The sequence below is a fragment of the Syntrophomonas zehnderi OL-4 genome, from assembly GCF_000983115.1.
Classification (GTDB): Bacteria; Bacillota; Syntrophomonadia; order Syntrophomonadales; family Syntrophomonadaceae; genus Syntrophomonas_B; species Syntrophomonas_B zehnderi.
Window position 1 is genome coordinate 1 of the sequence record NZ_CGIH01000050.1, and the last position, 20,735, is coordinate 20,735.

Below are 20,735 nucleotides of genomic sequence, written 5' to 3' on the forward strand. Positions count from 1 at the left end.
GGCTTGTACTGCCTGTGCCCGCCCGATCTCCCCCCCCTCAGGGGTTACCGCAGAATTTAGAGCCATGTTTTGAGCCTTAAAAGGAACGGTGCGCCAACCATCCTGGCTGAAAATCCGACATAAAGCGGTACAAAGTACACTTTTGCCTACATGGGAGGAAGTTCCCTGCAGCATAATGCATTTAGCCATCCACATTCCTCCTTTATTTGAGCTGCAGCGGGATGCCGCACGTCAAAAGATAAAGTTCGTCAGCTTGCTGTGCCAGATACTGGTTGGTTTGGCCGTTTAAATCACGAAAAATCCGGCCTTGTTCATTTTCCGGCACGATCGCCAAGCCTACTTCATCAGCCACCAGAATAACGGTTCCCTTAATAGCTGCCCAGGAATCTATCAGGCTGCGAACCTTTAAAAAGAATTCTTTTTCCCGAGCCAGATCCCAGGAAAAATCGGGGTAGTTATCGTAATACATTAGATTTGCTACCCAGGTGCCGATACCGTCCAGCAAATAAATGCCGGGCTGTTCTCTGTAGCCTAGTAAAACCTCGTCAATATTCCGGGGTTCTTCAACAGTATGCCAGGAGGCCGGACGGCGTTCCTGATGGCTTTTAACCCGTTGGGCAAACTCATCGTCCCAGATAGTAGCCGTGGCCAGGTAATAAACCTCCTGCCCTTCTTGGGCGGCTAATCGGGCAGCTATTTGTTCAGCATAAGCGCTTTTGCCGCTGCGGCTGCCGCCCACCAACATGATTACTTTACTCATCCTCTGTATCTCCCTCATAATAAAGCAAAGCATTAACCATGGCTGCAGCAATAGTACTGCCTCCCCGCGTACCTCGAATAGTCATATAGGGCACTAAGTTTTCTTTTATCATCATTTCCTTGGATTCAGCCGCCCCCACAAAACCTACCGGGGTACCAATAATTAAAGCCGGGCGGGCCACACCTTTATCAATCAGTGCCAGTAATTCAAACAAGGCGGTAGGGGCATTGCCAATAGCCACGATAGCATCATTCAGGCGGCTGCCCCACAAACGCATGGCTGCAGCCGCCCTGGTAATCTGCCACTTTGAAGCGGCTTTTACAACCTCCGGCTCGGCAATGCCACAACTTACCGTTGCCCCATAAGCGGCCAGCTTGGTTGGGTTTATGCCGGTTAAGAGCATATTTACATCGGTAAAAACCGCCGTAGCTTTTCGCAAGGCTTCAATGCCGATTTTACAGGCAGCCGGATGGAAAAAGATATGCTCAATAATGGAAGGATCTCCGGTGGTATGAACCACCCTTTTAACGACCGCCTTTTCCGGGGCATTAAAACTATAACCCTGCAGATAGGGCTCAATTATAGCCATGCTTTGAGTCTCAATAATCTGGGGATCCCAAATAATATCCATGCTCCACCTTCCTCTTTATCACCATTTGCAGCGGGGCCTTTCCGCCCCTCAGACAGCTTTAGCCGACATTTTTGCCCGCGCCTGCACGATACGTTCCTTAACAATCTCGGCAACTCCGGGATCAGGGCCTATGTGGTCGGCTACCAGAAATTCCACATCTGGAAAATCGGATTTCAGCCCTTCAATTTCTTCGGGAATATCCAAGGCTATGTGATTCCCATTGGCTAAGAAAATCGGCGTAATGATAATTTTAACCGCCCCGGCCTGTTTGAGTTTGACAACCGCTTCAGCCAGATTCGGGCTGCAGAAAGATAGAAAAGCGGTTTCATATAATCCCGGATTTAGGTCTGCCACCATGCGACTGATCTGCCTGATTTCCTCATTAGCCTCTGCCCGGCGGCTACCATGGCCAAGTAAAATAACACCTTCAGCCATTATTGATTCCTCCAAATCCTCAAATAATCTATTACTTCTGAAGCAGAATTGACCAGCAATGGATAATCAAGTGTTGGTCTTAACCATACTACTATAGGGATCTCCAAGGCGAGAGCGGCTTGTATTTTACTGTCCAGACCGCCGACCTGCCCACTATCTTTGCTAAGGATTAAATCAGCTCCGCTATGTAAAAACAGATGTTGGTTTAATTCCTGGCTAAAAGGGCCTTTTAACGCAATAATCTGGTCGGGGCTTAAGCCCGCCTCTGCGCATCGCCCGACTACGTCCGCCAACGGCAAAACCCTGGCTATAAGACGAGCCTTTTGCCTTACAGCCATCTTTAACAGCTGCTCCAAATGGTTTGTACCCAGTGTACTGAAAACGCTTTGCCCGGCCTGAAAATATGCTTCCATCTGTTCCAGGCGATCAACGGTTTTAACAAGCGGATGCCGGGGAAGCTCCAACTGCGGTCTTTCTAAACGGATATATGGTATGGACATTTCTGCGGTTACCCGCATCGCCAATTGGCTGATCTGTAGCGCAAAGGGGTGGGTGGCATCGACCACCGCCTGGATGTCTTTTATATTTATCCAACCCTTAAGTCTTTCCCGATCCAAAGGCCCGACTAAGCCATTGCCGTCTTTATGTGGCAATAATTCAGCCCCGTAAGGGCTAAGCACTGCCGTACTAACTGCCATACCCTCTCGTTGCAAAAGTCCGGTCACTTCCCGGCCTTCAGTTGTGCCGGCCAAAACCAAAATCATAATGCATAACCCCGCGGTGTAACCATGCAGCCATTTTCCAGGCGCGTCTCCGAGTTGCCAATTATTACGGTGCTGACCATATCAATCTCTTCCTTCAACAGGTTTTCTAAATCAGTAATAACCACCTGGCAATCAACCCTTCCAGCATTGCGGACGATACCAACCGGAGTATGTGGAGAGCGGTATTCTATCAGTATTTGGCGGGCGGCCTCAATCTGCTGCTGTCTACCCTGGCTGCGGGGGTTGTATATAATGACAACAAAATCACCCTGCCCGGCAGCGTGCAAACGATTGACAATCTTCTCCCAAGGGGTAAGCAGATCACTTAAACTAATCACAGTAAAATCATGCATGATTGGTGCTCCTAGCAAGGCGGCTGCAGCCGTTCCAGCCGTAACCCCGGGTATGATTTCCACCGGGACACTATCCCCGGCTACCTCCAGGATAATTCCCGCCATACCGTAAACCCCTGGATCTCCGCTGCTTACCACCGCTACCAGCTTCCCCTGTTTAGCCATGTCGACCGCCAAGCGAGCCCGCTCGGTCTCTTTACGCATGCCGGAACTAATTACCTGTTTATCGCTTATTAAGTCTTTTATTAAAGCGATATAAGTTTTATAGCCTATTATGACTTCAGCCTGGTGGAGGCTGGCTAAAGCTCGGGGGGTTATTAGGTCACGTTGGCCAGGTCCCAATCCCACCACCAGGATTTTTCCATGGCTACGCTGATCGTAACCGCTCCTATTTTTTGTTTGGGGGCCAGGGTTATTCCCCGCCCCGCCGCTAATTGGGCTGCAGGTTCGCATACCCCACCAACTCCTATTTTTTCTTTTACCCAAGCAGACGGCTCATACGTGCCGTCCAGGCTTCTGATCTCATTTGCATTAAAACTCAAAAATGGTTTGCCAAGTCTTGCTGCCACGTCTAGCAGAGCCGGTTCCTGGGCTTTTAAATCTATGGTTGCCAATTTCTTGACACAGTCTATATCCAGGGAAAATTGCTCCATTACGTACTCCAGGGCCTGCATAACCTCGTTAGAAGAGACATTTCGCCGACATCCCATCCCCACCGCCAAGTTGCGGGGACGCAGCTGCACCCATTGTCGGTTGTTATCCATTTTTATTTTCCAGGGGCTGATTATAACGGCCGGTTCTAATATTTTGTCCGCAGCTTCAGCTGCCCGGGCCGCAGTATATGAGTATAAACCCTGATAAAACAGATATCCCTCCCCGCCCTGCCAGCAAAATCCGGCGGGTATTTTAAGCCAAGGCCAGGGACTATACAGATTTATGGCCTGACCCTCGATAAGATAGCGGTTGAAGGTTTTTATCCTCTGCCATGGTTCTACCACTGCATCTATTTCCTGCGCCACCAGGTCTACCGCCGTTTTTTGCTCTACATCACTGGCCGTAGTTATCACCGCCTGTCCGCCCGTAATACCTGCGGCCGCCCGGGCCAGTTGGTTAGCTCCCCCCAGGTGACCTGACAACAAGCTGATCACATATTCCCCTTTTTCATCCATTACTACTACTGCCGGATCAGTAAACTTGGATACCATCAAGTCTGCCAGGCTGCGTACCACAATCCCCACCGCCATTATGCAAATTAAAGCGGTATTGTTTTTAAAGGCTTCTGCCCAGGCATTCGTCCAATTGCTAACATACACCCGTCCATATTTATTATCCGGGGATGTTGGGGCTGCTCCTGCCAGGCGGCAGGGCATATATACCGTGCTATCAGGGAAAAAACCGGCCAGTTTTTCCGCCAGGCGCAAGCCGTTTTCCGTCAAACATAAAATAGCGGTCTTTTTTTCTCTGACCTTACTGCTGACTTGATCGGTATTCATGACTAAACTCCCTATCATATAGTTGTGATCTGCCGGAATCACTCAGGAAGTTACCCACTAGAATCAGGGCGGTTTTAGTTATACCGGCTTCCTTGACCATTTTCTCTAAATCCTGCAGCTTTCCCCTTAGTATACGTTCTTCCTCCCAGGAGGCTTTTTCCACCACCGCTGTCGGTGTGTCGGGGGGGTATTCCTCTAAAAGTTCTGCAGCTACCCCCTCAATCATACCTGCGGAGAGAAATATTGCCATGGTCGCCCGGTGGACGGCCAAGCTGCTTAACCTTTCGGCGGTAGGCACCGGGGTGCGTCCTTGCTGGCGGGTAATAATCAAGGTCTGGCTGCCGTCCGGAACCGTGTATTCTCTTTTGAGACTTGCCGCCGCAGCCAAAAAAGAACTGACCCCCGGGATAATACTATAAGGTATCCCCTTTTGCTCCAATAAGTCCATTTGTTCACCGATAGCTCCATACAGGCTGGGATCACCGGTATGCAAACGCACTACCAGTTTTCCCTGCGCATAAGCGGCAGTCATCAAAGCCACAATCTCCTCCAGGTTCAGATGGGCACTGTTAATAATTTCCGTTCCCGCAGTACAATGTTCTAATATCTGGGGGTTGACAAGTGATCCGGCATATATGACCAGATCTGCTTTTTTTAGGAGTCTGTAAGCCTTTAATGTAATGAGTTCCGGGTCGCCCGGTCCTGCTCCCACAAAATAAATCAAGGCTATCCCTCCTTCCGGTTTTTCTTAATCAACAGGCTGGTTAGATAGTTAAAATCTTGTTCATCCAGGCTTTTTAAGTCAGTGGTGTAGAAGCCATCCGGAAAGCCGCAGCGGCTGGCGAGATAAACCCGCCCGGAAGTTTGCTGATCTTCCGCCAGCCGCCTTATCTTGTCCACCTCACGGCCTGCCTTTAGCAAAAATATATTATCCACCTGATCAAGCAGCCTGCCGATATCTTCACTTACTCGCCCGGCAGGTATAATCAGCAAGCTTTCATCACCTTCGGCCAAGGGTTGCTGAATCCAGGCCGCAACTGAATTAAGAGAGCTTACCCCCGGTATTATCTTAACGTCAATCTCGGGATTAATCTGCCCTATAGATCTTAAAAGATAGGTTAAACTGCTGTACAGGCTGGGATCACCCAGGGTAATAAAGGCCGCGTCCCGACCGGTGTTAATAACCTCTGTTATCTGCCGGGCTGCCTCTTGCCAATGCTGTTGCAGTATTTCCTGATCTTTGGTCATAGGCAGGAGCAGTTCATAGCATTCCCAGTCTTTGTCAACCGCCTGGGTCACTATGCTTAGGGCTAAGCTACGGGTTTCCTGCTTTGATTTGGGAATAAACAATACCTCTACTTCCTCCAGGATTTTTTTAGCTTTAATCGTTAAAAGCTCAGGATCACCTGGCCCCACTCCTATGCCATATAGTTTGCCTCTGGGCATTCTAGCCACCTCCTTTTCGGGCCGCTATTATCACTACTGGATTTCGCGCCTGCCATAATTCGCTGGATCCCCGGCTGCTACTAACCGCAATACTAACCTGGGTGGCTTCACAGTCATAACCCCGAGATTTCAAAAAGCTATAGGCCTGAGGCCCGGAAGCCAGACTGACTGAATTAACCACCAGCCATCCGCCCGCTTTTAGTTGCAAGTCACAACCTTCTAATATAGCTTCCAGCCGACCGCCGCTCCCCCCTACAAAAATCCTGTCCGCTGGGGGTAAATCCGCCAAACAATCAGGCGCATTTCCGGCCACTATTTCCAAATCGGCCTCCAGACGCTCAGCATTTTGCTTTATTAATTCAACTGCCCGAGGATTTTTTTCAATAGCCAGCACCCGTCCATCTGGCAGCCATAATTTACATTCAATAGCTACCGAGCCGCTGCCGGCTCCCACATCGTAGACCACCGCCTGCGGAAAAAGCCTGAGCTTGGAAAGGCTTAGCACCCTGATCTCGCTTTTGGTCATGGGGACGCCTTCGGCTCGCCCAAAGTATTCATCCGGTATACCGGGGCTGATATACGGCCATTTATTCATTGAAAATCACCATCACAGTATTTTTATAATCGCGGGAATCCCGACACAGCTCCTGCAGACTGCAAAAAACTATTTTTTCCCAGGGATAGGTCAGATCCTGCCCCAATACCAGCTGTAAATCAGGCAACCCCTCCTGCAGCAAGTATTGGGCAATAGCCTGTGGCGTCCAGGGAGTTCCGGTTAAAATAGCGGTCAGAGGGCTATTATTAATTACTTCAGCCAGGTCTGCGCAATTTCTGCCATGCATGCTCAAAATCCGAGCCTCTTGCCAGGGACGTTTGAGTCGGGCCAACATCACCTGGATGGAACTGATTCCGGGAATAAATTCCAATACGTTATTATCCATATGCTTGCCCAGGTAATCGGCTAAGCTGTAAACCCCCGTGTCTCCTGAAACCAGCACCACAATTTTTTGTTGGCATCGTTTTCCTTCGATAAATTCAACTAAACCGGGCAAATCTTTATCCATCGGCACCTGCACTTGATGAGGAGCTGCCAACTGTTGCAACAAGCGCGGAGCACCTACGATTACCTCGGCTTTTTCTATAGCCTGGCAGGCCAACGGGCTTATGTATAATGGGTCACCGGGCCCGGTGCCTACTACCGTTACAATTTCACGCCCGGTAAAATGCCTAACAGCTCCCCAAGCGGCCATACCCGGGGGAGTTACAGAAGTATCATCACGCCCGTCAAACATTTCGGAAGGCTGAGGATATGCTAGGCTGATATCCCGACCGGTCATTTTCCGATATAATTGTGCTGCCGCATCGTCATAGCCTAGAATTTCTCCATCCAGCGCATACAGGATGGTGCCAACATTAAGACCGGTCATTTTACTACCGGTATCAAGCAACTCCCTGATGCGCTGACTGGCCGAAGCGGCAATTGAAAAATAAACGGATAACAGTTTATGTTGTCTTAAAAGTTCAACACCGGCTTCCATGGTATTTAACTCCATAATATCTTTAATAATATCTACCGAGGCCCCTTTTAAGGCAGCATGGGCGGCCAGGGTTTCCCTTCTCGCATCGGCTGTGCGGCTGTGGGTATTAAAAATGCCCGCCGCGACTTTGATAATTTTGCCGATATGACCCATCAGCAGAATGCCTTTCACTTCACGCTCGGTACATTCCTGCACCATTGAACCGATGAAGTTGCTGGTCTGAATAATGCAATCACCTGCTATCCCGAGTGACTTAGCCAGACGTTCTCCCATCTGTCCCGGCGTTAATAGCAGATCATGATAACCCAGGGCCAGAGCTTGATCAATCTGTGGTATCAAGGAGTCGAGAAAGCCTGCCTCAGACATGGGACGCACTATCCCGGAAGTTCCTAATATAGAAATTCCGCCCTCTATTCCCAAACGGGGATTCATCGTTTTGCAGGCTGCTTCCTCCCCACCGGGAACGGATATTACTATTTGCGCCCCTTTACCGGGCGGTATTATCTTTTTAACGGCCGCCCTGATCATAGAACGGGGGCCTGGATTAATAGCGGCTTCCCCTACCGCTACCGCCAGACCAGGCTTTTTTACGCGGCCTACCCCTAAGCCCCCCTCGATTATAATATCCGGCTGATCGAGGATTTTCACCGTAGCCAGAATGCTTAAGCCATCGGTTACATCCGGGTCATCTCCGGCATCCTTGGTAACCTCCGCAGTGGCTTGGTTACCTCGCAGATAAATCTTCTTAACCGGTATAGTAATTAAACCTCCCGCGGGCAGATCAACCTCAACCTCGGCATACTCCTTATTAAAAAGGAGTTTATACAAAGCTGCCTGGGTGGCTGCCGCTGCGCAAGTGCCGGTTGTATATCCGTTTTTGAACGGGGTCGTACTTTTAATCGGTTTGTTCATTATCGTGGCTCCCTTTTTCCTTAAACCTGTAGCATGATTCTAAAAATTTTCTGGCGGCTGCCGGGTTGGAACGAAAATGCAGGTGTGCATACGATGCCAGCAGGTTCCCTTGCGCATAACCATCCCGCCGCCCTTCTTCGCCTTTGCCGCCACTAAGACTATAGGCTGCATCTGCGGGATTTAACCCCGTTACCTGGGAATAACGAAATTCGTGTCCTCTATAAATATCTCCTTGAGAACCTAGAATAGAATCCTTAACCATTTTTGCCTCCACATACCCCAGACCGGCCAGGTTTTTGCCCATCTGGGCCTCAGCGGGTATAATCCCTACCCCGGGCCATCTGCAGCCCTTAAAATCGCTGATATTTTTGCATAAATATATGAAACCACCGCATTCTGCATAAATGGGCAGACCTTTTTTATGGGCGGCACGGATTGAACTTAGCATGGAGGTTTGCTTGGCCAACTGAGACAGGAATACTTCTGGGAAACCCCCGCCCAGGTAAATCCCGTCCGTTTCAGGGATATTATCATCATTTAAAGGACTAAAATAAATAATCTGGGCACCCAATTCCTGCAGATAATCCAGACCATCCTGATAATAAAATGTAAAAGCCGCATCCCGGGCTACCCCAATACGTATACCCCGCCCCGCAGGCGTTTCAATAGGCCAACCATAAGATCCAAAAGCCGGTATTTCTTCGGCCTGACTGGCCAATTGCATAACTGCTTCCACATCAACGTTTTCCTCAATTAAATCCGCCATTTTATTTATTGTGGACTGAAGTTCATGGTTTTCTTCCGCTGGCAACAGACCCAAATGCCGGGCAGGCATGTAAATTTCCTGGTGGCGCGGCAAACAGCCGATAACCTTGATGTTCAAGTCTTCCTCCAGGTGTTCTTTAAGTATGGTTCTATGGTATTTTCCGGTTTTGTTCAAGACGACCGCGGCCAGATTCAGGCGCGGTTCATAATCCATGAAACCTTTGACCAGAGCCACACAGCTTTGCGCCATACCCTCGACATTAACAACCAGAATAACCGGGGCTTTTAAAAGCATGGCCATACTGGCTGTGCTCCCCTTTAGCCGGGCAGTTTTAACCCCGTCATAAAGTCCCATAACCCCTTCAATTATTGCAATATCACAATCGGCAGCATGCTTTGCGAATACTGTCTGAACTACTTTATCATCACCCATCCAGTTATCCAGGTTATGGGAAATATGTCCACAGGCCTGATAATGCAGGCCAGTGTCTATATAATCCGGCCCCACCTTAAAGGGCTGTACCCGTAAACCGCGGTTAGAAAGTGCTTTCATCAAACCCAAACTCACCGTGGTTTTACCGACTCCGCTTTGCACCCCGGCAATAACCAAACGAGGATAAATCACACCCATCCTCCTCAATACAATCCTTTATCTCTGCCGCTGAAACTATTCCAGCGGCGGCCACAGAAAACTATAAAGTAAAAAAGGTTCCTACCTTTTAGAAAGATAGGAACCTGCAATTAACGGCTATAAAAAACAGCCCAATAATTAATGCCAACTTTCCTTCCGCGAGGCGTTCTGCCAACGAACCAGACAGGTCTCCTGGCTTCCGGATCATCCTAACCATATACCTTCCCAATTTCTCAGTGGCATAACTATGGTTCGTAACCGGTTACAGTGGCGGGACCGCTCAGGGCTTGCACCTGATTCCCTTTATCCCTTACGGGTATCTGATTCTGATTATGCAATTATAGTATTTTAATAGACGCGGATCACGCGGATTTACGCGGATTTACGCGGCAACCTTAATTATGAACGAAGTTCATATCAGTAGCGGAAGCTTTAGCTTCCGTTGGGAAGCAAAGCTTCCCCGTCCGTATCGCGAACCACTTAGTAAGAAAATAGATTTCTAATAGACGCGGATTTCCGCGGATTTACGCGGCAACCTTAATTATGAACGAAGTTCATATCAGTAGTCCCCGATAGGGAAGCCTATTAGCGTAAGATGTATTGGAACAAAGCAACTTACGATTCTCGGCCCTGTGCCTTGGTAGCGGAAGCTTTAGCTTCCGGTGGGAAGCTAAAGCTTCCCCTGCGTAATCACGCCTTTATTTTCGAATAATATCTAAATATTATCAGTGGCCTTCGAAAGTATGCAGAATCTAAAAAATATGTCTGTTTTTAATTATACACAAACAGCCGGATAAGTAAAACAACCTAGAAACTAGTGGCCATTGCTTACCCCAGCCTGATCAAAAGTAGCCATATCGTGCATTATTTTTACAGCCGCTTCAATCAGGGGAAAAGCCAGTACTGCACCGGTGCCTTCCCCCAGCCGCAAATCAAGATGCAGCATTGGTTTTAATCCTATCTCCTTAAGCATTATTTGATGGCCGGGTTCCTGCGACAGATGAGAAGCCAGCAGATAAGGTTTAGTTTTCTCGTTCAGTTTACAGGCAATTAAAGCGGCTGCGGTTGAAATAAAACCATCCAGCACCACCGGAGTTCGGTAAGCTGCCGCCCCCAATATTACCCCGGTCAACGCGGCTATTTCCAATCCACCCACCTTGCTTAGAATATCCAACGGACTGTCAGTATCGGGCTGATTAATAGCCAATGATTGCTTGATAATGGCTTGCTTTTTTAATAATACCTGATCATTTAAACCGGTGCCCCGACCGGTAATTTCTTCTATAGCCGCAGTAGAACAGCAGGCTAAAATAGCACTGCTGGCAGTGGTATTGCCAATTCCCATCTCTCCGGTTGCAATCAAGGCAGCCCCGGTTTCAATTTCCCGGCTCACCATTTCAATACCTATTTCTACCGCCGCAACCGCTTCCGCTTTAGTCATAGCTGCTTCCTTAGCCATATTGCGTGTTCCGGGCCTTACTCTCCGGCTGTGTAAATCAGGATGAGACAAAGCAGCGCCGGTTATGCCAACATCGGTAACCACTACCCGCGCCCCGGCCTGTTGGGCCAGTACATTTACAGCGGCCCCGTGATTGAGGAAATTGATAACCATTTGCCGGGTTACTTCCTGGGGAAAGGCGCTGATTCCTTCCACTGCAACCCCATGATCGGCTGCCATAACCATAACGACTTTTTCGCCCAGTTCAGGCCTAGGATGGCCTTGAATTCCGGCTAGCTGTACCGCAATACTCTCCAGCACACCCAGGCTGCCCGGCGGCTTGGTCAGGTTATCCAGACGTCTTTGCGCTTCTTGGCAGGCATTATAATCTACTTCACCGATTCGTTGCAGGGTTCTTTGTAAAAGTTCCATGCCTATCCCCCTTGATTATTAATGTCCATTTTTTCATTATAATTATTCCCGCCCCTATTTGCATCCCAACTGAGGGACTTTGATCTGTAAGATACCGTGATTAGATTCGTATTATAGACATCAACCAGAACAGGGGGTAAAATCGTGTTCAAACGAATAATAGCTTTGACCACCGCAGTGGCAATCTGTTTTATGCCGACAACAGCCATAGGAAGTCCTGACTCAGCAAAATTTGCTGATATTCAGGGACATTGGGCTGAATCAGTGATAGTTGAAGCATCTCAGGCAAATCTGATGCAGGGTACGGGAAAAAACGAACAGGGTAAGATATTATTTGCACCATCCGGGCTGGTCAGCCGGGCTCAGGCAGCCAGTGCCTTGACCGGAGTTTTTAAGATCGATTATGGTAATTTCCGCTTTGTGAAAGAACCGCAAGCCTCGGATTATTTTAATGATGTTGCAAATAATGCCTGGTATGCACCGGCTGCTACCTTATCTGCCCTGCACGACATTTTTGACAATTATCCAGAAGTCAATCAATTCTATCCGGATCTTACGTTAAGCCGTCTAGATATGGCCCGCGCCATTCAACGCTGTTTTACGGTCAAAAATATTAATATACCCATGATCATGTTAATGCCCTCTTTTAATGATACTGCCAACATCTCCGCTCAGGATATGAACGCCATCGTGTTTGTTCATAACACCGGAATAATGAAAGGAAATAACGGCTCTTTCCGCCCCCACGCTCCACTTACCCGGGCCGAACTGGCCCAGATATTAGTTGCCTGTGAAAGAATAATGGATATGCAGACGGAATCTGATCTGCCAGAGGGAATACCTCTGTTTGTCAAGCTGATAAATGAACGTGGCGAGTACATGGATGTAGATCTTCAAATTCCGTTAATTGAAGAAAAAAGCAAAACGCCAGTCCAAGCGCTGCTCAATACCCGTTTTGAGACAGAGGCAAATAAATTTAGGCAGGAAGTAGCTTCTACCCTGGATGATTATGTTAGAGGAAGCAAACTAAGTGGTTACCCTATAAACAAGTATCAAGCCCTCTCCCGTATTCAGGAGGGTTGTAGTAACCAACAGTATTTAAGCCTGTATATAGATTATTACAGTTATACCGGAGGTGCCCACGGCTTTACCGACCGTCGCGCCTACAATTTCGATATGCAAACCGGAAAGGAACTGACTTTGGCGGATTTATTCCAACCCGGTTACGACTATAAAAAGGTAATCAATCAAGCCATTAAAGAACAGATAAGCCGCCATGAGGGCGATTTTTTTGAAGGAGATAGGGGCTTCACCGGGATCAACGAACAGCAGCCATTTTATATTAAGGATGGGCAATTGGTAGTATATTTTGGTCTGTATGAAATCGCTCCTTATGCGGCTGGAATCCAGGAATTTAAAATACCGCTCGGTGAAATGGGGGATAACTTGACTATCTCGTTTTAACCCAGACACCGAGTACTATGCTTTGCGCGACAACCGGGATAAAAAATCGCCTTTCTTAAGCATTATTGGGATTCACAAATGTTCTGAAGGCAGCATACAATGTATTGTAATTATTTTCCTCTGTTGCTCTTATTTACCTAGAAAGGAGGGTGATTTATATGACCTGGTGCAGAAGAAGGCAGCCTTTTTTCAGACAAAATAAACAGTATTGTGCATCCTATAGTCCCGATGAATATAGACAATGTAAATTCTATAATGCATTTTATGATCCAGGTGGTCGAGGGAAAATATTCCGTCAAGATAAATCATATTGCATGAGTTATGGCAACCCTTATTATGGCCGCCAGTTCTGGTATTAATTCCGGGTTAATTGCTCAATCAGCCCTGCGTTTGTGCGGGGCTGGTTGATTAGGAAGTGGTATACTAGTTCAGGAGCTTGATTCCGACCTCATCCATAGTTGCCATTTCGTTTATGATTTTTACTGCTGACTCAATCAAAGGAAACACCAGTACTGCGCCGGTGCCTTCTCCGATGCGCAGACCAAAATCAAGCAAAGGCTCTAGCTTGAGTTCCTCTAAGACAATCCGGTGGCCCGGTTCCTCGGAGAGATGTGAAGCTAATAAATATGACCTGCATTGGGGATTCATCCGGCATGCCAACCAAGCAGCGATGCTGGAAACAAATCCGTCCAGCACCACCGGTATACTGCGGGCAGCAGATCCTACTATCACCCCAGTTAAAGCTCCTATTTCCAACCCACCTACCCTGCTTAATATATCCACCGGATCGATTAAATTCGGGCGGTTAACTTCCAAGGCCTGTGCAATTACCTGTTGTTTTCTGGTTAAGGCGCAATCATCAAGACCGGTTCCCCGGCCCGTTATTTCCCGGATATCTCTTCCACTAAGACAGGCTAGAATTGCGCTGCTTACAGCTGTATTTCCTATACCTAATTCGCCTATTGCCACAATCGTTGCCCCGGCATCTATTTCCTTGTTTATAATTTCAATGCCTAATTCAAGGGCTGCAATAGCTTCCCTTCTGGTCATAGCCTCTTCACGGCATATGTTGCGAGTCCCCGCTCTAATGCGGCGCACAAAAAGGTCAGGATGTGAAACCGCTTCCCCAGATAAACCAACATCGACCAGAACGAACCTGGTTTTGTTATAGTTGGCCAATACATTGACGGCTGCTCCCTGATGCAAAAAGTTTTTAATCATCAAATTTCCGGCCTGCGGAGGGAAAGCAGTAATTCCTTCCCGAGCCACCCCATGATCAGCTGCCATAATTAGGACGACCTTTTTTCCTATTTGGGGAACTGGATTTCCTTTTATACCAGCCAACCAAATCGCTATGGTTTCAAGCCTGCCTAAACTGCCTTGAGGTTTAATCAATGAATTAAGCCTTTGCTGTGCCTGCTCTGCTGAGCAATTATCTATATCTTTAACCATAGATAGTGTTTTTGTTAATAATTCCATATTTCTGCCCCATTAAACTAAGACTCTTATCATTTAATTTTGTCACCGCACCGATTTGAATATACTTCCTTAGTAAAAACAATCAGACAGACAAAAGATATAAGTAAGGTTTATAGGTAAGGGTTTATTTCATATTTCTGCACGGTTTTTTTATAATCAATTGTGTACCAGACCTGTTGCAACAGGCCATACCTTAAACACTTGCGTGACAGTGTTGGTACGGTTTTAAAGAAGTCGCGTTATAATTTAACTTTTAATGGCTGAAATACAGGGGTTTCCTTTTAGTTGAGACAGGTTGGCATAGTATTTGCATCTATTGATGTTAAATAGTTAAAAGATATTGCATAAGGTTTAGATATAAAGGAGGGATCACCATGACTAACAACACAACAACACGCAAACCAATCAAGTTTAAAGTCAATGTTGAAAAAGAATTTAACCAATCCAAAGCACCGAACGAGGAAAAAAGTTCTGATCGAAATGGACAGCCCAATGTGATGACAGAGGAGGAGAAGAAAATGATGAACGACTATCTGAACGAAAAACTGTTCTACTTCTACAACAACGGCGGACCGATTATGGATCTATAACCATGCGTAAATTACGAAATATCACCAATCAAGGGGTCGATTCTACGGTGTCAAAGACACCGTAGAACCGACCCCTTGATTGCCCTTGAGTGTTTTAAACGGCCGGCCGTATCCTAATCTAGACTAAATTGCTTTTATATCTAGACTTAAATTTAATTAAGGGATAAAATAGGAAAAATCTAATGACTTAGAGTACTATTGAGTCTACTCTCTGTTAAGCAAAAAGGGAGGAATTTTTTTAATGCCTAACACGGATTATGGCATATGGAAGGCAACGGAACTAACTGAAAAATATCTTGCGGGTGTACGCGGGGCAATTCCTTTAGCTACGGAACAGATTGATTTAATGCTTAGGATCATAGGCGCATGTGATATTGAGGTTGAAAGTATTCTGGACCTCGGATGTGGAGATGGAATTTTAGCCGCTTCAATTTTACAGCAATATACAAACGCTTCTGGAGTGCTGTTGGATATCTCCGAATCGATGATTCAAGCTGCTAAAGATAAATTTGCCAACCACAATGGTAATCTGGATTTTGTTCTTTTTGACTTCGGCAACAACCAATGGATTGAAAGGGTGCAAGCCCAAGGACCGTTCAGTGTTATTATTTCAGGCTTTTCGATCCATCATCAAACTGATGAAAGAAAGCAGGAAATCTATGCAGAGATTTTTGAACTTTTAACGCCTGGGGGATTATTTTTGAATTTGGAGAATGTATCCTCATCCACTAATTGGGTAAGTAAATTATTTGACGACCTTTTTATTGATTCTTTATACAATATGTATCTGACAAATGGGGTGGAAAAAACAAGACAAGAAGTAAGTGAATATTGGTTTAACAGAGAAGATATAGAAGTAAATAAATTGGCACCAGTTGAAAAACAATGCGACTGGCTACGCCAAATAGGATTTAGCGATGTAGACTGTTACTTTAAAATATTAGAAATTGCCTTGTTTGGCGGAAGAAAACCCAGGTAAGTGAGGATGGCTCATCTGACTATTACAGAATGATAATAATGCCTCTCAGCCACTTCAGCGAAGTAGAGATATTTTTTGCCTATTTTATTCTGTTTTTGAACACGAAATGAGTGATATGAAAATGCTAATTAATTATTCTAACAGATACGGAGATATAATAGATACTTTGACTAATCTTTGGAAAGTGTCGATAAGTGCCAGTCATTTCTTTTTAACAGATGAAGATATAAATAAGCTTATCCCATTTGTCCGAAATGGTATCCGCGACATAGAAACGTTGATTGTTGCCGAAGAAAATGACTTAATAATCGGTTTTATGGGCATTGATGGCAAAAAACTTGAAATGTTGTTTATTGAACCGTCATATTTTGGCAAAGGTCTTGGCAAACAATTAGTTGCGCTGGCTTTGAACGAATACAAAATAAACTATGTAGATGTAAACGAACAAAACCTCAGAGCAGTTGGCTTTTACCAGCGTTTAGGCTTTGAAGTATTTGAACGTACTGAACTTGATGAGCAAGGAAATCCGTTTCCAATTTTAAAAATGAAAATACGATAGACAAAATGAGAATAGTGTCAAAAGAACCGTCCTGGAACACTGAAATAGTACCGGTCCGTTCCGGCTCTTCACCTCATTAATAATCTCTTCCTCCAAAAGATCCTCAGTCATTACTTTCTCGTCAAGTCTGCCGAGCATAGTGCCCTCAATCAACAGTAAATCGGCTTGTTTGGAGGCATTTTGAATAAATACGTCCAGGCATACTGCCTTTCTGCCATGCCCTCTGAAATCCCCGGAGTAGATTAGGGTTTTGCCTTCGCCCTTCAACTCAAACGCAGCTGCATCGAATGCAGAATGATCCATAAGATATGGTTTGACCAAAATATCCCCGATGGAAAAGGGCTCATACATTTTGAACTTATGCGCATTGATAGGGTAGCTATCATAGATTTTAAAGGTTTGGGATAGTTCAATGAGCGTCTCGGTTCCAGCAGAAACATAGATCGGGATGTCGTGATGAATGTATTTTGTTAATCCGTAGTGGTCAATGTGGGCATGAGAGATAATCACGGCATCAAAAGATGGTTTATCCCAGGAATAAAGGCCATCGATAGCCGGTAGTACACCGATCTCCAATAATTTTTCAGGCGATAAAAGGGCTGCTTTAGTCTCTACCGGCATTCCATTAAGAAACAAGGGGTAACCCGCATCAATAAGTAATCTGGTCTTTTCAGTGCTACATTCGATCAAAGTACCGCCTATTTCATGAGTGCCTCGGTAGATGGTTAGTCTCAATTTTTCCTGCCTTCACTGATTTCGAGCAGTATGCGGTTAAGCTTCTCGAATTCTTCTAGGTTGTAGACGCATTCGTTATAGAGTCCATAACCGAACAAATTAGCTGTGGCTATCTTTAGGTCAGCCTTTTGGCAGAATGCGGGGTAAAAATTATTATCTTCTTTTAGTCGAAACAATTCCTTCTCCAAAGCTTTGGAGGCCGGCTGATGGTTTGCCAGTAAAAATATGAACTCGGGCTTTTCGTCGGTGAATAAGAATTCAGGCGGAAGGTTATTCATCAAACCAAGAGTCTGTTTTATTTTCATAATGCCAGTCATTTCGTTTCGCAGAGCATTTTGGGCATGGGTGCAAAGGTAATTGTATGCTTTCTCAACATGATCAAATATTCCCGATTTTCCACCCAGTGCGCTATCAGCATACTTCATCTCGATAATAGCCAGGCGGTATTCCCCTTTGTCCCTGCGCTTGGCTGCAATCATATCGAAACGGGTATCTTTTATCTGGTATTCAATATCACAAATGAAGTAATCTGTCTTATTGGCAATACTACCAGTATTGTTTTCTCGCAGAACAAGCTGTTGAAACTCCCGTTCGGCCTTTTTATGGATGGAAAAATACGTATCCATTTCCACCTTAATATTGGGTAGTACTGTGGCCCATATCTCTACTTGATCTGCAGAAGTTATTGTTTGTGGCATGGTTTGCCGATAATGCGCTGCCTTGGCATCATCTTTCACATAACGCCAATCAAATTCAAAAATATAACCGGTTTTTTTCTCTCGAATGCGCAGAATGTTCCCCCCGCGATAATAAATGTTTATGTAAGCGCTGCGAATTTCTATTGTAAGATTGTCATCCCATTGCACCTGTTCCAGAATACTTGAAAGCATACCGTTTTTTAGGTCATCCTGGAATCCAGCAGATATTGCCCGCGGACGTTTTTGGTAGCCGGTATTTAAATTCACCAATACACCTTCTCTCATTACAATAGGTCTGTTTTCATTAGACTCCCGGAAAATCTATACCTGCTTAATCTCTTAAAACGTAAGCTTTTAAAGTATGATCAAAAACCACCTTTCCATCTTCAATACTATTAATAATTGCGATGTCCCGGTAAAACATCCGTTTGCCAACAACGTCAGGGTAAGTAAGTTCATCCGCTCTTTGCTTGGTCAGCTTCCCTTCCTGCAGCAGGCATTTGTACATAAGCAAAACTCTGTAGATGCGAATGGAGCTTTCGCTGGCCTTTCTCCCCAGGCCCTCGTTATTTTTTATTTCCGACAGGACATTCAGATAAAGCTGATCACGGTCAAAAACAGCCTCGCCTGCAAATTGATGTACGCCCCGTATTTTCGGCAAGATTGTTTTCTCGCTATTAAACAGGTAATAAACCGGTTCACTAAAATCAGTTTCCTTATAGCCTGCTTCCAGCAGAGCAACTGGCAGCGGTTCGGCACATTCTTGCCAAAACCCGATTAACATTTGTAAATCTTTTTCTGTCAGCGCATTTTTGTTTATAAAAGCCATGAAATACGGAACAGTATAGATATCAGATACATCATCAGCAACATAAATTCTAATTTCTTTTTCCATATGTACAACCTGATCATTGGTTTTTCTATTTTTCACAATCTCGTGAAGCATATTTATCTGTTGCTCACTCAAACCAAATGCCAGGATCGTGGAATAAAAAGAGTAGCAAGACATTGATATGTCTTCATTGGTTGCAGGATTTATTATCGTCATCGCTATTCCCCCTATCTTTCGTTAGTATCAGCATTATACTGTTTTCAAAATGAACAGGGGCTGTCTATAGTGCTCCCCATTGTCAAGACACATTTTGATTATGAATAAGCTAAATGTGTCCCTCCTTTGATTAAGATGCCAATTTAACTGAGTTTTTCGTGTAGAATAGATATAGATAGGAATTTGCTTTTTTTGCCTTCTCAGTATATCACTGGGTAACATTATAATACAATCATTGTTCGTATAATATTACGAACGACATTATCATTTGCATAATTAAAGCCCTTACCAAAGTAGATTTATGTGAAATCCAACTTGACCATTGCATCAGATGGAACTGACCGGCAGACCCTTGTCCAAAATATGGGCATGAGTAAATAGACTATAAGAAATTCACTCTTTTACCGTAAAATAATCCTCATAGCCAGCTACTGTCCAGGTAGTCAATATATTATTAATTTTTCAAGCCTGCTGAATCAATCCTCATAAGGTGTCCATTGCGAATACTCATCTTCAAACGGCATTGGTATGACATAATCATCAGAGTATTCATCAAAGCTTAGCTGAGGAAGTTCCTCATAAGACACCGCTTGAGCTTTCACCCTGCTAGTATTTCTGAGGTTTTCATCGTTCGCAATAGAGAGCGGAGCTGCCAGACAGGCAAATTCTATATCAGCGGAAGATGTGAGAGGAGGGTCATGATTCTTAGTTGCGACGTCCAAGGATGGACTAGTGCAGCGATGCCACGGATGGCAAAGAGCTGCCGCACAGATTCAGATGTATCAATATCTTCTTGACGATAGCCAGATCTTCGATAATAGATATAATTCGCATGTGACCACTGCATTTAGGACAAAGTAATGGATCCGTTTGATAAATCTTTTGAATCAAACGAGCCCAGTTCCTGCGTAGTTCCTTTTTTGTAATATCGGAATCAACCGGCGCCGGCGTTTCAATATCAATATCAGTTTTTTTGCGCATTCCCCGTGACTTGTTGGAATAGTATCCGTAATACCTGACCAGCTGTTCCCCTTTATTGGGAATATGGGTGACAAGTCTGGCCAGCCAGTCCAGGGCCGTAAAGCTTTCCCGAACATTGCTGTTTTTCCCTTTGTAGATTACTCGGGCTAGGCCGTCGGGTACTGCCGATGAAGGTATATAGATCAATCTTTCCTGCGAGAGGGGGGCTCTTATAATATATTGGGCCAGTTTCTCCAGACCTCCCCGCTCCCCCGGACTGATGGCGGGTCCGCAATATATATTAAAGCCGCTGTGATGCCAGTTCATCATATTCTCAATAATGTCGTCGTCTATCTTCCCCGCCTTTTCCGACGTCCATGGATGGACTAGTGCAGCGGTGCCACGGATGGCAAAGAGCTGCCAGCATTCTGAATACTTCCAGGCGAAACAAGTCTATGAGGCTTGAAGCATCCGGTGCAATCCCTATCATAAATTCTCCATCCCTGGTAAAACAACCGTCTGTGGCTATGATGTGCAAGTGCGGGTTGAAGTTTAAAAAATCCCCAAAGGTCTGCACGGCTATTACAGCACCTGGTTCAGGGTCATCTAAAGAAACCCCCTGTTT

At 45.6% G+C, this 20,735-nt stretch carries 24 protein-coding genes and 1 riboswitch; of the genes, 4 read left to right on the plus strand and 20 right to left on the minus strand.

Translation table 11 applies throughout. The features are described 5' to 3' along the window. The 13 genes from AAV90_RS12940 to cobT (AAV90_RS13000) all read right to left on the minus strand — a co-directional run. A partial coding sequence (locus AAV90_RS12940) for a nucleotide-binding protein (RefSeq protein ID WP_046499885.1) occupies window positions 1–189 on the minus strand: 189 nt, incomplete at its 3' end. Window positions 190–202: 13 nt separating this feature from the next. Continuing rightward, window positions 203–760, minus strand: a complete 558-nt coding sequence (cobU, locus tag AAV90_RS12945; protein ID WP_046499887.1) for a bifunctional adenosylcobinamide kinase/adenosylcobinamide-phosphate guanylyltransferase — start codon at window positions 758–760, stop codon at window positions 203–205. Next, window positions 753–1,391, minus strand: a complete 639-nt coding sequence (locus tag AAV90_RS12950) for a precorrin-8X methylmutase (protein WP_046499889.1) — start codon at window positions 1,389–1,391, stop codon at window positions 753–755. Before AAV90_RS12950 ends, cobU begins: the two co-directional genes overlap by 8 nt. Before the next feature lie 48 nt (window positions 1,392–1,439). After that, complete coding sequence (locus tag AAV90_RS12955) at window positions 1,440–1,826, minus strand: sirohydrochlorin chelatase (protein ID WP_046499891.1); 387 nt, start codon at window positions 1,824–1,826, stop codon at window positions 1,440–1,442. After that, window positions 1,826–2,590, minus strand: a complete 765-nt coding sequence (gene cobK / locus AAV90_RS12960; protein WP_046499892.1) for a precorrin-6A reductase — start codon at window positions 2,588–2,590, stop codon at window positions 1,826–1,828. Before cobK ends, AAV90_RS12955 begins: the two co-directional genes overlap by 1 nt. Then, complete coding sequence (gene cobJ / locus AAV90_RS12965; protein WP_046499934.1) at window positions 2,587–3,297, minus strand: precorrin-3B C(17)-methyltransferase; 711 nt, start codon at window positions 3,295–3,297, stop codon at window positions 2,587–2,589. Before cobJ ends, cobK begins: the two co-directional genes overlap by 4 nt. Continuing rightward, window positions 3,261–4,436: a cobalt-precorrin 5A hydrolase gene (locus tag AAV90_RS12970; RefSeq protein ID WP_046499894.1), complete on the minus strand. Its 1,176-nt coding sequence runs from the start codon at window positions 4,434–4,436 to the stop codon at window positions 3,261–3,263. The genes cobJ and AAV90_RS12970 overlap by 37 nt, the downstream gene beginning before the upstream one ends. Then, entirely contained in the window at window positions 4,411–5,160 is a 750-nt protein-coding gene (gene cobM / locus AAV90_RS12975; RefSeq protein ID WP_046499896.1) for a precorrin-4 C(11)-methyltransferase, read from the minus strand. The genes AAV90_RS12970 and cobM overlap by 26 nt, the downstream gene beginning before the upstream one ends. A gap of 2 nt (window positions 5,161–5,162) precedes the next feature. Continuing rightward, window positions 5,163–5,882 carry a precorrin-2 C(20)-methyltransferase gene (gene cobI, locus AAV90_RS12980; protein WP_046499897.1) on the minus strand — a complete coding sequence of 240 codons (720 nt, stop codon included), beginning with the start codon at window positions 5,880–5,882 and terminating at the stop codon, window positions 5,163–5,165. Window position 5,883: 1 nt separating this feature from the next. Continuing rightward, window positions 5,884–6,477 (minus strand): precorrin-6Y C5,15-methyltransferase (decarboxylating) subunit CbiT, encoded by a 594-nt coding sequence (gene cbiT, locus AAV90_RS12985; protein ID WP_046499900.1) that lies wholly within the window; start codon window positions 6,475–6,477, stop codon window positions 5,884–5,886. Continuing rightward, window positions 6,470–8,332: a cobalt-precorrin-5B (C(1))-methyltransferase CbiD gene (cbiD, locus tag AAV90_RS15675; protein WP_076982662.1), complete on the minus strand. Its 1,863-nt coding sequence runs from the start codon at window positions 8,330–8,332 to the stop codon at window positions 6,470–6,472. Before cbiD ends, cbiT begins: the two co-directional genes overlap by 8 nt. Further along, window positions 8,316–9,722 carry a cobyrinic acid a,c-diamide synthase CobB gene (locus tag AAV90_RS12995; protein ID WP_157609583.1) on the minus strand — a complete coding sequence of 469 codons (1,407 nt, stop codon included), beginning with the start codon at window positions 9,720–9,722 and terminating at the stop codon, window positions 8,316–8,318. Before AAV90_RS12995 ends, cbiD begins: the two co-directional genes overlap by 17 nt. Window positions 9,723–9,893: 171 nt before the next feature. Beyond that, window positions 9,894–10,067: riboswitch (cobalamin riboswitch) on the minus strand. A gap of 475 nt (window positions 10,068–10,542) precedes the next feature. Next, the gene (gene cobT / locus AAV90_RS13000; RefSeq protein WP_052729794.1) at window positions 10,543–11,598 is read right to left on the minus strand and encodes a nicotinate-nucleotide--dimethylbenzimidazole phosphoribosyltransferase; all 1,056 of its coding nucleotides are present in this window, start codon (window positions 11,596–11,598) and stop codon (window positions 10,543–10,545) included. A gap of 144 nt (window positions 11,599–11,742) precedes the next feature. On the opposite strand from cobT (AAV90_RS13000), the gene AAV90_RS14245 reads away from it, so the two are divergent. Then, window positions 11,743–13,062, plus strand: a complete 1,320-nt coding sequence (locus AAV90_RS14245) for an S-layer homology domain-containing protein (RefSeq protein ID WP_052729795.1) — start codon at window positions 11,743–11,745, stop codon at window positions 13,060–13,062. Between the two features lie 423 nt (window positions 13,063–13,485). Here the strand turns inward: AAV90_RS14245 and cobT (AAV90_RS13010) are convergent, their stop codons facing one another. After that, complete coding sequence (gene cobT, locus AAV90_RS13010) at window positions 13,486–14,541, minus strand: nicotinate-nucleotide--dimethylbenzimidazole phosphoribosyltransferase (protein WP_046499905.1); 1,056 nt, start codon at window positions 14,539–14,541, stop codon at window positions 13,486–13,488. Between the two features lie 374 nt (window positions 14,542–14,915). Between cobT (AAV90_RS13010) and AAV90_RS13015 the strand changes: the two genes are divergently transcribed. The 3 genes from AAV90_RS13015 to AAV90_RS13025 all read left to right on the plus strand — a co-directional run bounded on the left by AAV90_RS13015 (window position 14,916) and on the right by AAV90_RS13025 (window position 16,669). After that, the gene (locus tag AAV90_RS13015; protein WP_046499908.1) at window positions 14,916–15,131 is read left to right on the plus strand and encodes a hypothetical protein; all 216 of its coding nucleotides are present in this window, start codon (window positions 14,916–14,918) and stop codon (window positions 15,129–15,131) included. A 241-nt stretch (window positions 15,132–15,372) separates the two neighbouring features. Beyond that, complete coding sequence (locus AAV90_RS13020; protein ID WP_046499910.1) at window positions 15,373–16,110, plus strand: class I SAM-dependent methyltransferase; 738 nt, start codon at window positions 15,373–15,375, stop codon at window positions 16,108–16,110. A gap of 106 nt (window positions 16,111–16,216) precedes the next feature. Beyond that, window positions 16,217–16,669, plus strand: a complete 453-nt coding sequence (locus AAV90_RS13025) for a GNAT family N-acetyltransferase (protein WP_052729796.1) — start codon at window positions 16,217–16,219, stop codon at window positions 16,667–16,669. Here AAV90_RS13025 and AAV90_RS13030 read toward each other — a convergent pair. The 6 genes from AAV90_RS13030 to AAV90_RS15525 form a co-directional block, all read right to left on the minus strand. Next, window positions 16,649–17,404: an MBL fold metallo-hydrolase gene (locus AAV90_RS13030; protein ID WP_052729797.1), complete on the minus strand. Its 756-nt coding sequence runs from the start codon at window positions 17,402–17,404 to the stop codon at window positions 16,649–16,651. The two genes, AAV90_RS13025 and AAV90_RS13030, sit on opposite strands and share 21 nt — an antisense overlap. Next, a complete protein-coding gene (locus tag AAV90_RS13035; RefSeq protein WP_207642073.1) occupies window positions 17,401–18,387 on the minus strand; it encodes a hypothetical protein in 987 nt (328 codons plus the stop codon). Before AAV90_RS13035 ends, AAV90_RS13030 begins: the two co-directional genes overlap by 4 nt. A 46-nt stretch (window positions 18,388–18,433) precedes the next feature. Beyond that, window positions 18,434–19,150: a hypothetical protein gene (locus AAV90_RS13040; RefSeq protein WP_046499916.1), complete on the minus strand. Its 717-nt coding sequence runs from the start codon at window positions 19,148–19,150 to the stop codon at window positions 18,434–18,436. 476 nt (window positions 19,151–19,626) lie between these two features. Further along, on the minus strand, window positions 19,627–19,872 hold the full coding sequence (locus tag AAV90_RS15015) for a hypothetical protein (protein WP_157609584.1): 246 nt from the start codon (window positions 19,870–19,872) through the stop codon (window positions 19,627–19,629). 7 nt (window positions 19,873–19,879) lie between these two features. Beyond that, entirely contained in the window at window positions 19,880–20,440 is a 561-nt protein-coding gene (locus AAV90_RS15520; protein ID WP_084691607.1) for a transposase, read from the minus strand. A gap of 4 nt (window positions 20,441–20,444) precedes the next feature. Next, a partial coding sequence (locus AAV90_RS15525; RefSeq protein ID WP_242847574.1) for a transposase occupies window positions 20,445–20,735 on the minus strand: 291 nt, incomplete at its 5' end.